Source organism: Arthrobacter sp. 01N444, assembly GCF_056399305.1.
The window spans coordinates 59,097-72,071 of sequence record NZ_JBFTRB010000012.1; the positions used below are offsets into that span (position 1 = coordinate 59,097).

Below are 12,975 nucleotides of genomic sequence, written 5' to 3' on the forward strand. Positions count from 1 at the left end.
TCTAGCTGTTCTTCAGGAGGGCAACGTCGGAGACAAGATCAATGTGCTCCAGCATCGCCGCCGCGGCGGCCGCCGAGTCCCGGGACCTGATCGCGTCGGCGATCTTGCGGTGGGAGGCGAGCGACTGCTCCGGCCGGCCGGGCTGTGCGAGCGATTCGAGGCGCGTTTCCAGGACCATGCCGGCAATGAAGGTCATGAGCTGGGCGAGGACCGCCGAGTGGGCCGCGGCGGTGACGGCCTGGTGGAACAGCTCGTCGCCGCGTGCGCCGCGGTCTCCCGAGGCGACCTCTAACGCCATGGCTTCGAGGGCGTGATCGATCGCGTCCATGTCCTGCTCCGTGCGGCGGGCCGCGGCCAGTTCGGCCAGCTTGACCTCCAGCGTGCTCCGCGCCTCAACGATCTCGGGCAGACGACTCCGGTGTTCGCGGAGGCCTTTGATCACGGAGGGAACGTTCGGCCGGTAGACCAGCACCGCTCCGGTGCCGTGCTGGACGTCGATCACGCCAAGCACCTCGAGGGCCACCAGGGCCTGCGCCAGGGTGGCACGGGAAACCCCCAACCGCTCGGCAAGTTCCCGCTCGGCCGGCAACGTGTCCCCGGGGCCCAGCTCGGCGGACTCGATGAAGTCCATGATCTGCTCCACCAGCTGCTCGTAAAGCCGGGGCCGCGAAACGCGGGAAATCTGATGCGTTGCCGCCTGCTTTGCCATGCGCGTCCTTCCAGCCTGTCCTGACCCCTAAGACTACCGGAGAACTATTGACAAAGACACCTAGTGTCTAGGAGGCTAGGCCACTAAGCCAGTCACGAACCACTTCGATCCGGAGGAACAACGATGTCCGCTCCCGTCCTGTCCATCATCATCCTGGCGGTGATGTTCCTTCTGGCCACGGTGCTGCCGCTCAACATGGGTGCCTTGGCCTTCGTCGGCGCCTTCCTGCTGGGCTCCGTGGTGCTGGGGATGTCCACCAACGAGATCCTTGCCAACTTCCCCGGCGGCCTGTTCCTGACCATCGTCGGGGTTACCTACCTGTTCGCCATCGCGCAAAACAACGGCACCATCGACCTGCTGGTCCGGGGCGCCGTTCGGCTGGTCGGCAGCAAGGTTGCCCTGATCCCGTGGGTCATGTTCGCCATCACCGCGGTGATTACCGCCGTCGGCGCCCTCTCCCCGGCCGCCGTGGCCATCATCGCGCCGATCGCCCTCAGCTTCGCCGCCAAACACAAAATCAATCCGCTCATGATGGGCATGATGGTGATCCACGGCGCGCAGGCCGGCGGCTTCTCCCCCATCGCCGTTTATGGCGTCACCGTCAACAGCATCATTGCCAGGACGGAGCTGGACGCCAACCCGATGGCGATCTTCCTGGCGAGTTTCCTCTTCAACCTGGCCATCGCGCTGGTGCTGTTTGTCGTCCTCGGCGGCGGCAAACTGCTGTCCACCCCGGGCGGGCGGCTGGTGGAACAGGCCGCAGAAAAGCGCCTGTCCGTCAGCGTGGGTGCGCGCGCGGCCGGCGTCACGCTGCAGGGGTCCGGATCCGACATCTCCGCCGCCGGCGTCTCGGCCAAGGGCACCTCAGGCTCTGGCACATCCTCGGCTGCCGGTCCCGCCCCGGCCGTCGCACCTCCGGCCGGCGGCGCCCGTGCATCCATGCCCCAGCTCATCACCATCCTTGGCCTGATCGCCCTGGCCGTCATCTCGCTCGGATTCAAGGTGGACGTCGGCTTTGTTTCAATCACCATCGCGATCGTCCTCGCCCTCGTGTCTCCCGCCGCGCAGAAGGGCGCCGTCAACAAGATCAGCTGGTCCACGGTCCTGCTCATCTGCGGCATGCTCACGTTCGTGGGCGTCCTCGAAGAAGCCGGCACCATCGCATTCGTGTCCGGCGGAGTGGCGGATCTCGGCATGCCCCTGCTCGCCGCGCTGCTGATCTGCTACATCGGTGCCATCGTCTCGGCCTTCGCCTCCTCCACTGCCATCCTCGCGGCCCTCATTCCACTGGCGGTGCCGTTCCTGGCCACCGGCGAGGTCGGCGCCGTAGGCGTGATCGCCGCCCTGGCCGTGGCCTCCACGATCGTGGATGTGTCCCCGTTCTCCACCAACGGCGCCCTGGTCCTGGCCAACGCGCCCGAGGACGTGGACAAGGACAGGTTCTACAAGCAGATCCTGGCCTACAGCGGCATCGTCGTCGCCGTCGGACCGGCCGTCGCCTGGCTGGTCATGGTAGTCCCGGGCTGGATGTGACCGCTGGATGCAGCCGACAAATCAACCAACCGCGCACGCCCACCGCGCGCCCGCCACGACCGACCAAAGAAGGAACACGTCCATGAGCACCGAACCCATGCCCGACGCCGAAGGCCCCCTCACCGGCTATCTCGTAGTGGACCTGAGCCGCGCGCTCGCCGGCCCGCATGCCGGGATGATGCTGGCTGACCTCGGCGCGCGGGTGATCAAGGTGGAGAACCCCGGTACCGGCGACGACACCCGCGGCTGGGGGCCGCCGTTCGTGGGCCCCGAGGATGATCCGCAGGCCACGTATTTCCTCTCCTGCAACCGCAACAAGGAATCGATTGCCCTGGACTTGAAGAGCGACGACGGGCGGGCAGTGCTGCGTGAGCTGCTGGAACGCGCCGACGTGGTCATCGAGAACTTCCGTCCCGGCGTCCTGGACCGGCTCGGATTCTCCGCCGCGCAGATGCACGCCCTGAATCCGGCGCTGGTGGTCCTCTCCATCACAGGATTCGGGCACGACGGGCCCGAATCCCAGCGCAGCGGCTACGACCAGATCCTCCAGGGCGAGGCCGGGCTGATGTCCCTGACCGGATCCGGGCCGGACGATCCGCAGCGGGTCGGGGTCCCCATCGCCGACCTCCTCTCCGGCATGTACGGGGCGTTCGGGACCCTCGCGGCGCTGCTCCAGCGTGAGCGGACCGGCCAGGGCCAGATCGTCCGCACCTCATTGCTCGCGGCCCTGATCGGGGTCCATGCCTTCCAGGGCACCCGGGCCACGGTTGCGGGCGAAGTGCCGAAGGCGCAGGGCAACCAGCACCCGTCCATTGCCCCCTACGGACTGTTCCACTGCCGGCAGGGCAGTGTGCAGATCAGTGTGGGAAGCGAAAAGCTCTGGAAAACATTCGCCTCGACGTTCGGGATCGACGCCGCGCGGCCGGAGTTCGCCACCAATGCGGACCGCGTGCGCAACCGCGAGAAAGTCATCGAAGAAGTGGAGCGGGTGTTCTCCGATTTCGAGGCGGAGCCGCTGCTCACCAAACTCAACGACGCCGGCATTCCGGCCGGCAAGGTCAGAACCCTGGACGAAGTCTACGAATGGGAACAGGTCCACTCGCAGGGTCTGGTGGTCGACGTCGAGCACAAAATCCTCGGCACCGTGAGCCTGCCCGGCCCGCCCCTGCGGTTCTTCAGCGCCGCCGGCACCACCGAAACCACATTGACCTCCCACACCGCGCCGCCGCTGCTGGACCAGGACGGGGAGCAGATCCGGCGGTGGCTGGGGCTGACACCCGGCACCCCAGCGGGCGCCCCAGCGGGCAACCCAGCGGGCGCCCCAGCGGGCGCGGCCACAGTCACCGGCCAGGAAGGCCCCCGGGCATGCTGACCCGGCAGAAGGTCCGGCACCTGGACGCCACCGAACTCATCACCGCGGTCCTCGATCCCGGGTCCTACCGCAGCTGGGACGCGCCCGTGCTGGACCCCGATCCCGGCCCCGAGTACCGGCAGGAACTGGCCGCCGCCCGGGCCAGGACCGGCGTGGACGAATCCGTCCTTACCGGCGAAGGCCTGATCCGCGGCCGCCGGGTGGCCGTGATCGTCAGCGAGTTCCGGTTCCTCGCCGGCTCCATCGGCCAGGCCGCCGCGGAACGGATCGTCACCGCCGTCGAACGGGCCACCCGCGAGGGCCTGCCCCTCCTGGCCGGTCCGGCGTCGGGCGGGACCCGCATGCAGGAAGGGACCGTCGCGTTCCTCTCCATGGTCAAGATCAGCGCCGCCGTCCGCACCCACCGCAAGGCCGGGCTGCCCTATCTGGTCTACCTGCGTCATCCCACCACGGGAGGCGTCATGGCCTCATGGGGGTCCCTCGGCCATATCACCGCCGCCGAGCCCGGCGCCCTGCTCGGCTTCCTCGGACCCCGGGTCTACGAGGCCCTCCACGCCACCCCGTTCCCGGAGAACGTCCAGACGGCGGAGAACCTCTTCGACAAAGGGCTGATTGACGCGGTGGTCCCGCCCTGGCAGCTGTCCGACGTCGCCGACCGCGCGTTGGGCATCCTGGTCACCGGCCCCCACCCGCCGGTCGCCGCGCCCGCCACACTGTCCGTGAAGCCGTCCGGCGCCGGCGCCTGGGAGTCGATCGGTATTTCCCGCGACCCCCGCCGGCCGGATGTCCGGCAGCTGCTGGCGCACGGGGCCCGGGACGTGCTTCCGCTCAACGGCACCGGCCAGGGCGAAAAGGACCCCGGCCTCCAGCTGGCCCTGGCCCGTTTCGGCCGGGAATCCTGCGTCGTGATCGGCCACACCCGGCCCCGGGCCACGCGGCCGACAGGCATGGGACAGACGGCATTGGGACAGACGGCGATGGGGCCGGCGTCCCTCCGGGAGGCCCGGCGCGGCATGCGCCTAGCCGAGGAGTTCGGGCTGCCGCTGGTCACCATCATCGACACCGCCGGCGCCGCCCTGTCCCAGGAAGCCGAGGAAGGCGGCCTGGCCGGCGAGATCGCCCGCTCCCTGCACGACCTCATCGGGATTAACGCACCCACGGTGTCCGTGCTGCTCGGGCAGGGGGCCGGCGGCGGGGCACTGGCCCTCCTGCCCGCGGACCGCACCATCGCCGCGCAGCACGCCTGGCTGTCCCCGTTGCCGCCGGAAGGCGCGAGCGCGATCGTCCATCGGAGCACCGGCTTCGCCGCGGCCATGTCCGAGGCCCAGGGCGTCAACGTCGCGTCGCTGCACGCCAACGGACTTGTGGAACACATCGTGGACGAACGCCCCAACGCCGCCGACGAGGCCCTGGCCTTCTGCAGTCGCCTCGGCCGCGCCATTGAATACGAACTCGCCACGCTCTCCAACGCAGGAGTCGACGAACTCCTCCCCCGGCGCCTGGCGAAGTACCGCAACCTGGGCAGCGTCCTTGCGCCGGCGGAGGGACGCCGCCCGGCGGGGTCACCGCTAGATGAGGCTCAGAGCAGGCTCGAGAACTCCGCGTGGCTGAGCGGGGCGTAGCGTCCGTAGGCGGCGATCACCGCGGCCTCGACCGCATCGACGTCCAGGCCCGGCACCAGGTCATCGGCCGAGCCCGCCGTCGCGGGGTCCCATTCGAGGCCGAGGGCGGCGTAGCTGGCCTCCAGGACCGCGCGGATCGGGGCGGAGTCCGCCACCACGATCACGGAGCTGAAGAGCCAGCCGCCGGCGACCACCCGCTGGGCGGTGCCGACCAGCTTGATCCGGTGCTCGGGGACCTCCGGGTCGCTGCCGTGCACGCTGAACTCCCCGGGGCAGTACTCCCCCGGGATCTCACCGACGCCGGCATACACCCCGGCGTCGCGCAGTGCCCCGGCGAGCAGTTCGCCGAAACGCGAAAACCTCCCCTTGGCCCCGGCAATCGCGTCCGCATCGGGTTCCAGGTGGTCGATGACGAGGGTTCGCTCGTGGTACGCCGCCGCGCGGCCTCCGGCCTTGCGGACCAGCGGCTCGAAGCCCAGCTGCCGGCAGGCGTTGGCGGCGGCCTCGAAGCCGGGCAGGTGCGTGTCGCGCTGGCCGAAGGCGACCGTGGGAACCGGCCGGTACAGCCGCAAGGTGGGACCCAGCGAGCCGGTTTTGACCTTCTGGAGGAGCCCGAGCGCGAAGTCGAGGTCGGCCGCGGCGCCAAGTGATTCCTGCTGCCGCACCACCGTCAGTGTCCGGGACCCGGCTGGCGCCTGCGGCATGTTGTTATGCTCCCTTATGGTCATTCTGCAATTCCTCGTCGTAGCCGCCGCATTCGCCATCATCGACGCCATCTGGCTCAAGACGATGAACCCGTTCTACCGCCGCCAGATCGGTGACCTGATGGCCGACAAGCCCAATCTAGGTTACGCGGTGGTGTTCTACGTGATCTACATTGCCGGGATCGTGTTCTTTGCCCTGACGCCAGCGCTCGACGGCGGCAGCTGGCTCAGCGCTGTGGGCTACGGTGCCGCGCTGGGCGTGTTTGGCTACGCCACCTACGATCTGACAAATGCCGCCACGCTCAAGACGTGGCCGTGGCAGCTGATCGTCGTGGACATCCTTTGGGGTGCCGTGTTGACGGCGCTGGCCACTTTGGCCGGCTGGCTCGTCTTCCACTCGAACTAGGACCTGCGCAGCGTCAGGATCTGTTCCGCGCGTCCGAACGGGCCTGTGAGGTCATGCAGCACCGTGGAGGTGAGCCCGATCCCGTCCGTACCGAACGTGACTTCGTTGTCCAGCCCCAGCCACTCCCCCTCCGGCTGCCGGTACATGTGGATCTGCAGGTCCAGGTTGGGGAAGGCGTAGCTGCCCTTGCCCGGCGGGACCCGGGCGGCAATGCCGTTCGCCGTGTCCACGAGGCCGACCAGCCGGGCGAGGTCGCCGCTGTCCGCCCGGTCTGTCAGCGGGTAGTCGGTGCGGAGCCAGACGGTTCCCGAGCCCGCCCGGTGGCCCTCGGCGATCCGCATGTGCAGTGAGGCGATGTAGCCGCCGGGCCAGACGGCCGCGGCGTCGTACGGCTCGCAGTCCTCCGGCGCCGGAATCCTGGGATCCTCGAAGGCCGCGATGGCGGACGTGTCAGAGGTGATCATCCGCCAGGCCGTGGCGCGAATGGCCGTGCGCCCGCCGGAAACGAGCTCGGCCTGCACCAGTTCGATGGTCCGTCCCGGGCGCAGGGTGGAGGCCACGATCTCGAACTCACCGCCGGGGATCAGCCCGAGGATTTCGTAGCTGAGCCGCGCCATGCGCATGTCTTCACGGGGCTCATGCCGGGCCAGGCGGTCGGCCATGATGCCGGACGCGGGGGCCATGTGCTGCTCGTGTTCGTTCCAGGCGCCTTGGGCGTGGATGGTGGAGCGGAACCGCCCGTCCCCCAGGACCTCGTAGTAGAAATCGCCCTCGGCAAGTTCCGGTAGTGCAGCTGTCAACGTCCGCCCTTTCCCATGGCTGGTGATTCCAGAACACACTATCCTGCTGCGCTTTCAGTGTTCCCGGCCGCTGTGTTTCCGGCTCCGATCCGGCGCGGACCCCGGACGCGCGTTGCGCTTGTTCCCAACCGATCCGCTCGGACTGGGTAGACTCGGGTGAGGTTTTAACGACTATTCACCGAAGAGGTGCTCCCCCTGCTTAGAGTCATCAGCTACAACCTCCGCAAGCACGCGGCCAGCGGCGAGCTGGTCGATCTGGCACGTGATTTCGAGATTGATGCTTTGTGCCTCCAGGAGTGCGATACGGACGATCTGCCGGAGACCATCGGGGATCTGCACCTAGCCGATTCCACCAAGGGCAACCGGCTGGGCCTGGCGATCTATTACCGCATGAGCCGTTTCACGGCCTACGAGACCAAGACCTTCGCCCTTAAGAAGTCCATGCACGACCGTGTCCTCTCCCCCGCGCACGAGCGGCTCATCGGTACGCGTGTGACCGACAACGAGACCGACCACGAACTCGTCATCGCGTCCTTCCACGCGGCACCGCTGACGGCATCGAACTCACTGCGCCGGAACCAGATCCATGCCGCCCACGCCGAGCTGCTCAGCATGGGCGGTGGGCTGATGTCCCTGATGGTGGGCGACTTCAACTATCCGTTCTTCACCAAGTCCCTGACAGCGCAGATGAAGGACGCCGGCTACGACCTCACGATGAGTGACCGACGCACCTACACCCGGTACAAGGTCTTCAAGGGCCATTTCGATTTTGCCACTTCCCAGGGGCTGGAGATCGAAAGCGTGGAAACCCTGGCCCGAGGCGCGTCGGACCACCTTCCCATCCTGATCACGGCCGAATACGGCCAGGAGGCGCCCCCCAACGGTTCAGGACCCGCGGAGCCTTAGCGGCCGGTCCGGGGGTACGAACACCCGGTGAACACCCGGTGAACCGGGCATCGAAAGCAGGCTTCTCGTAATCTGCCTGTGATCTACTGCTGGGCGTGAACTTCTCAAGACGCACGTTCCTGACTGCCGCCGGAACGGCCGCAGCCACAGCGCTCGCCGCCGGCAACAGCTGGCGGGCAGCGGAAGCCGCCACTGCCGCCCTGCCCCCGGCCGCCGCATCCGGCATTGACCACATCATCGTGTTGATGATGGAAAACCGTTCCTTCGACCACTTCCTGGGCTGGCTGCCCGGTTCAGACGGCCAGCAGGCCGGCCTGAGCTACACGGACCGCTATGGGACTCCGCACACCACGCACCACCTGACGGACTTCCAGGGCTGCGGCCACCCGGACCCGGACCACTCGTACGAGGGCGGCCGGATCCAGTACAACGGCGGCAAGAACAACGGTTGGCTCCTGGCCGGGGAAAACGACGAGTTCGCCGTCGGCTATTACGACGCCGCCGACCTCGATTTCTGGCGGCAGGCCGGCCCGGACTGGACGGTCTGCGACCGGTACTTTGCCGCCACGATGGCCGAAACCTACCCGAACAGGTTCTACCAGCACGCGGCGGCCACCGACCGGCTGCACAACTCCACCGTGACATCCACGCTCCCGACCATCTGGGACCGGCTGGCCGCCGCCGGGGTGGACGGAAAGTACTACTACGGCGATATCCCGTTCACCGCGCTCTGGGGCACGAAGTACCTCGGGATCTCGCACCACTACTCCGAATTCCTCTCTGACGCCGGCGCCGGCAGCCTGCCCGCGGTGTCCTTCGTGGATCCGCGGTTCACCGACGAGGGATCGGGAACATCCGGCGATGACCACCCGCACGCGGACATCCGCTCCGGGGAGACATTTCTCGCCGAGGTCTACAACGCCGTCACCACCGGCCCGGGGTGGGCCAAGACGCTGCTGGTGATCAACTATGACGAGTGGGGCGGCTTCTACGACCACGTCGCCCCCGGTACGGCCCCGGACATGAGCGCCGCGACGGCCCTGAGGGGCTTCCGGGTGCCGTCCGTGGTCATCTCCCCGCGCGCCCGACGCCGGTACGTCGCCCACGACATCTACGATCACACGTCCGTACTGAAGGCCATCGAATGGCGGTGGAACCTGCCTCCGCTGACGCCCCGGGACAGCGCGGCCCGCAACATCGCCGAAGTCCTGGACTTCGGCGCACCGGCAAACCTGACCGCTCCCACCTACCTGGTCCCGCCCTTCGTGGCCGGCCCGGCCTGCACCCCCGTGGGGCCGCCGCCAGCCGAGGAATGGTCCGGACTCAAACAGAAAGCACTCGCCGACGGATGGAAACTCCCGTGAACCCCACCACCACAGAAACCACGACGGCGGCCCCCGGGCCCCTCCGGCGGGTCCGCAGGCCAGCTCTGCGGGCCTCCGCCGCGGCCATCGTCCTGCTGGCGGCGGCGGCGATCGGCTACGGACCGGCCCAGCCGGCTGCCACAGCCAGCGCTCCGACAGCCACCTCGGGCCAGGGCTACCTGCCCGGCGCCAAACATGTCTTCATCATCAACCTGGAAAACAAGGGTTACGACGGGACGTGGGGCCCGGCGTCGGCCGCCCCATACCTGTCCCAGACGCTCAGGGGCCAGGGGGTGCTGCTGAACCAGTACTTCGGCACGGCCCACAATTCTCAGCCGAACTACGTCGCCCAGATTTCCGGCCAAGGCCCCAACCCCCAAATGCAGGCCGACTGCCAGACCTACTCACCGTTTGTCGGAAGTGGCACGTCCAGTCCCGGCCAGGCGGTCGGAGACGGCTGTGTCTTCCCGGCCAGCGTGCCCACGGTGGCCGGCCAACTGACGGCCGCAGGCAAGACGTGGAAGGGCTACATGGAAGACATGGGAACGCCCTGCCGGCATCCGGCCCTCGGCGCGGTGGACGACACTCAGAAGGCCAAGGTCGGGGACCAGTACGCGACGCGTCACAACCCTTTCGTCTACTTCGCCGGGATCACCGGCTCCCCGGACTGCGCCAAGAACGACGTCGACCTCAGCGCCTTGAAGACAGACCTCGCGTCGACCGCCACGACCCCCAATCTGTCCATGATTACGCCGAACCTCTGCCACGACGGCCACGACGCCCCGTGCGTGGACGGACAACCGGGTGGCCTGGCCAGCGCCGACGAGTGGCTCAGGCAGTGGGTGCCGGCCATCACCTCCTCCCCGGCGTTCAAACAGGACGGCGTCCTGGTGGTCACCTTCGACGAGTCCGACGGCCCGCAGTCGGACGCCACCGCCTGCTGCGGCGAAACCGCCGGCCCGAACACTCCCGAGCCTGGCATCACCGGCCCGGGCGGCGGCCGTGTCGGCGCGCTCGTGATCTCACCCTTTACCAAGGGCGGAACCTGGTCCACCACTCCCTATAACCACTACAGCCTGCTGGCCAGCATCGAAGACACCTTCGGCCTGCCTTACCTGGGCTACGCGGGAGCCCCTGGACTGAACCGCTTCGGGCTCGACGTCTACAACGCAGGCGTCCAGGGGTGACGCGCTAGGACCCGGCGTTAAAGACGTCCCCGCCGAAACTGTCCAGTCCCGGCGCCCCGGCGTACCCGAGGCGCGGGAGAGAGAAGGCGTCTTCGATGCTGGCCAGGAGGCTGAAGTGGTTGTAGGGCCGGTCCGACGTCGTGCCGCCCTTGGTGAGCGGCGAGAGGACCAGCGCACCAATCCTGCCGCCGGCCGTCCCTCCGGGCAGCAGCCCTGAGGGCCCAACGGTCTTGCCCTCGGACTCGTCGAAGGTGATCACCAGCATCCCGTCCTGCCGGAAGGCCGGGGAATCCAGGATGGCCGGGACCTGCTGGCTCAGCCAAGTGTCGGCGGCGGCCAGTCCGCCTGGGCTGCCGTCGACGCAGGGGTTGTCGTGGCCGTCATTGCAAAGATTGGGCGAAATGTAGGACAGGTTCGGGGTGGTGGCTACGGACTGGAGGTCGCCGCGGAGTTCGCTGAAGTCCACCACGTTGCTCTGGCAGTCCGGTGACGAGGTGATGGCCTGGAAATACACGAACGGGTTGTGCCGCGTTGCGTACTGGTCACCCACCTTGGCGCCCTGGCTGGTGTCCTGCCCGCCGAGTTCGGGATGACGGCACGGCGTGCCCATGTCTTCCATGTAACCCTTCCAGGTCTTGCCTGCGGCGCTGAGCTGCCCGGCGACCGTGGGGACCGAGGCCGGATAGACGCAGCCGGCGCCCTCCGCCAGGCCGAGCGCGCCCGTCCCCGTCAGCTCAAACGCGGCGTAGGTGGGGCAGTCCTCCCTCGTCATGGCATTGGACGGCTGGCCGGAGATCTGGGCCAGGTAGTTCGGGTTCGAATTGTGGGCGATCCCGTAGTACTTGGAAAGCAGGACGCCCTGGCTGCGGAGCGTCTGCGACAGGTAGGGGGCCTCCGAGCCTGCGCCCCACACCTTGTTGTAGCCCTTGTTCTCGAGATTGATGACGAACACGTGCCCGGGCTTCGACGCCGCCCCCGCGGTGGCGGTGCCCCCGGCAGTGGGACCCGGGCTGGCGCCCGGCGGCCCCGGCTCGCACGCCGCTGCCGACGCCACCAGGACTGCTGCAACAAGCAGCCGCGCGGCGATTCGTCGATGATTTTTCGTGGCAGTCCGGCTCATGGATTCCGGCTTTCTGATTGACCTGTCAGCGTGGATTTGGCGGCTTCAGTGTCTGCACTCTTTCACACCGCGGTCAAGAAAACCCGCGAGGACCCTGCACGGTTGCTGGGAATGAGTTCAGTAGTGAATGCTGTGGTGGTAGTTTGCACTCATGGGCGCACCATCGGATTCCATTCCGCTCCTGGACCTGAGTACCGCCAGGGGGCGCGACGGCAGGTTTGACCCGGCGTTTATTGATGCACTGCGCGACGCCACGCACCGGGTGGGCTTCTTCCAGCTGACCGGTTACGGGGCCTCTGCCGCCGAGGTGGATGAGCTCTTCGACGTCACGCGGCGCTTCTTCGAGCTTCCGCTTGCATCACGGCTGGAACTGGACAACCGGCTCTCGCCGCATTTCCGCGGTTACACGCGGCTGGGCCACGAAATCACCCAGGGGCGGCCGGACGCGCGGGAGCAGCTGGATTTTGGACCGGAGCGTCCCGCCGTGGAGGACTACCCGCCGGATCAGCCGTACTGGCTGGTCCAAGGGCCGAACCTGCTGCCGGACCGGGCGCTGCCCGAGCTGCGCACCGTGTGCATGGCCTGGGCGGAACGGATGTCCGGCATCGGGGCCGAATTGCTCAGCGCCATCGCCGTGTCGCTGGAACTGCCCGAAGGATACTTCGATGAACCCTTCCGGGACTCACCGGCCTGGATGGCCAAGTTGGTCCACTACGTCGGCGGCGTCGTCGCTGATGCCGGTCCGCAGGGTGTCGGCGCGCACGCGGACTACGGCTTTGTCACCTTGTTGCTCCAGGACCAGGTCGGCGGCCTGCAGGTACTCCCGCCGGGCACGGACAGCTGGATTCCGGTCGAACCCATTCCGGGGGCCCTGGTCATCAACCTGGGCGAAATGCTCGAAGTCGCGACTCAGGGTTACCTGGCCGCCACCATCCACCGCGTGGAGGCGCCCCCGGCCGGCGTCGACCGCTACACGGTCCCCTTCTTCTTCTCGCCCCGGCTCGATGCCGTCATTGAGCCAGTGCCCCTGCCGCCCGCACTCGCGGCCCGGTCCCGGGGGGTCACCGATGATCCGGACAATCCGATGCTCGCGTCCTACGGCGCAAACGTGCTCAAAGGCTGGCTGCGGGCCCACCCCGAGGTCGCCCGGATTCATCACCCGGAACTGGTCCGGAGCGCCGGGCAGACCTGAACGGCAGCAGTTCACCGGCCAACGTGCCGGGAATGACGGGCCGCCGGGGCGGCCCGGCGG

The 12,975-nt window shown here is 68.0% G+C and carries 12 protein-coding genes; 8 read left to right on the plus strand and 4 right to left on the minus strand.

Going from position 1 to position 12,975, the window contains the following annotated elements; genetic code table 11:
- Position 1: 1 nt before the first annotated feature.
- On the minus strand, positions 2-709 hold the full coding sequence (locus tag AC1DKN_RS14240; RefSeq protein ID WP_476871627.1) for a FadR/GntR family transcriptional regulator: 708 nt from the start codon (positions 707-709) through the stop codon (positions 2-4).
- Positions 710-832: 123 nt separating this feature from the next.
- On the opposite strand from AC1DKN_RS14240, the gene AC1DKN_RS14245 reads away from it, so the two are divergent.
- From AC1DKN_RS14245 to AC1DKN_RS14255, 3 genes are all read left to right on the plus strand, one after another.
- Complete coding sequence (locus tag AC1DKN_RS14245; protein ID WP_476871628.1) at positions 833-2,242, plus strand: SLC13 family permease; 1,410 nt, start codon at positions 833-835, stop codon at positions 2,240-2,242.
- A gap of 82 nt (positions 2,243-2,324) precedes the next feature.
- Positions 2,325-3,614, plus strand: coding sequence for a CaiB/BaiF CoA transferase family protein (locus tag AC1DKN_RS14250; RefSeq protein ID WP_476871629.1), 1,290 nt, complete (start codon positions 2,325-2,327; stop codon positions 3,612-3,614).
- Complete coding sequence (locus AC1DKN_RS14255) at positions 3,608-5,236, plus strand: carboxyl transferase domain-containing protein (RefSeq protein ID WP_476871630.1); 1,629 nt, start codon at positions 3,608-3,610, stop codon at positions 5,234-5,236. The genes AC1DKN_RS14250 and AC1DKN_RS14255 overlap by 7 nt, the downstream gene beginning before the upstream one ends.
- Here the strand turns inward: AC1DKN_RS14255 and AC1DKN_RS14260 are convergent.
- Positions 5,194-5,940 carry a lipoate--protein ligase family protein gene (locus AC1DKN_RS14260; RefSeq protein WP_476871631.1) on the minus strand — a complete coding sequence of 249 codons (747 nt, stop codon included), beginning with the start codon at positions 5,938-5,940 and terminating at the stop codon, positions 5,194-5,196. The genes AC1DKN_RS14255 and AC1DKN_RS14260 overlap by 43 nt on opposite strands.
- A 16-nt stretch (positions 5,941-5,956) precedes the next feature.
- Between AC1DKN_RS14260 and AC1DKN_RS14265 the strand changes: the two genes are divergently transcribed.
- On the plus strand, positions 5,957-6,346 hold the full coding sequence (locus AC1DKN_RS14265) for a DUF2177 family protein (protein WP_223916770.1): 390 nt from the start codon (positions 5,957-5,959) through the stop codon (positions 6,344-6,346).
- On the opposite strand, the gene AC1DKN_RS14270 is transcribed toward AC1DKN_RS14265, so the two are convergent.
- A complete protein-coding gene (locus AC1DKN_RS14270; protein ID WP_476871632.1) occupies positions 6,343-7,146 on the minus strand; it encodes a thioesterase family protein in 804 nt (267 codons plus the stop codon). The genes AC1DKN_RS14265 and AC1DKN_RS14270 overlap by 4 nt on opposite strands.
- Before the next feature lie 195 nt (positions 7,147-7,341).
- On the opposite strand from AC1DKN_RS14270, the gene AC1DKN_RS14275 reads away from it, so the two are divergent.
- From AC1DKN_RS14275 to AC1DKN_RS14285, 3 genes are all read left to right on the plus strand, one after another.
- Positions 7,342-8,052, plus strand: a complete 711-nt coding sequence (locus AC1DKN_RS14275) for an endonuclease/exonuclease/phosphatase family protein (protein WP_476850153.1) — start codon at positions 7,342-7,344, stop codon at positions 8,050-8,052.
- 95 nt (positions 8,053-8,147) lie between these two features.
- Positions 8,148-9,416 carry an alkaline phosphatase family protein gene (locus AC1DKN_RS14280; RefSeq protein ID WP_476871633.1) on the plus strand — a complete coding sequence of 423 codons (1,269 nt, stop codon included), beginning with the start codon at positions 8,148-8,150 and terminating at the stop codon, positions 9,414-9,416.
- On the plus strand, positions 9,413-10,603 hold the full coding sequence (locus tag AC1DKN_RS14285) for an alkaline phosphatase family protein (protein ID WP_476871634.1): 1,191 nt from the start codon (positions 9,413-9,415) through the stop codon (positions 10,601-10,603). Before AC1DKN_RS14280 ends, AC1DKN_RS14285 begins: the two co-directional genes overlap by 4 nt.
- Positions 10,604-10,607: 4 nt before the next feature.
- On the opposite strand, the gene AC1DKN_RS14290 is transcribed toward AC1DKN_RS14285, so the two are convergent.
- Positions 10,608-11,723, minus strand: a complete 1,116-nt coding sequence (locus tag AC1DKN_RS14290) for an alkaline phosphatase family protein (RefSeq protein ID WP_476871635.1) — start codon at positions 11,721-11,723, stop codon at positions 10,608-10,610.
- Positions 11,724-11,874: 151 nt separating this feature from the next.
- Here AC1DKN_RS14290 and AC1DKN_RS14295 point away from each other — a divergent pair, with 151 nt between their 5' ends.
- Positions 11,875-12,915, plus strand: coding sequence for an isopenicillin N synthase family dioxygenase (locus tag AC1DKN_RS14295; RefSeq protein ID WP_476871636.1), 1,041 nt, complete (start codon positions 11,875-11,877; stop codon positions 12,913-12,915).
- The last annotated feature ends 60 nt before the right edge of the window (positions 12,916-12,975 follow it).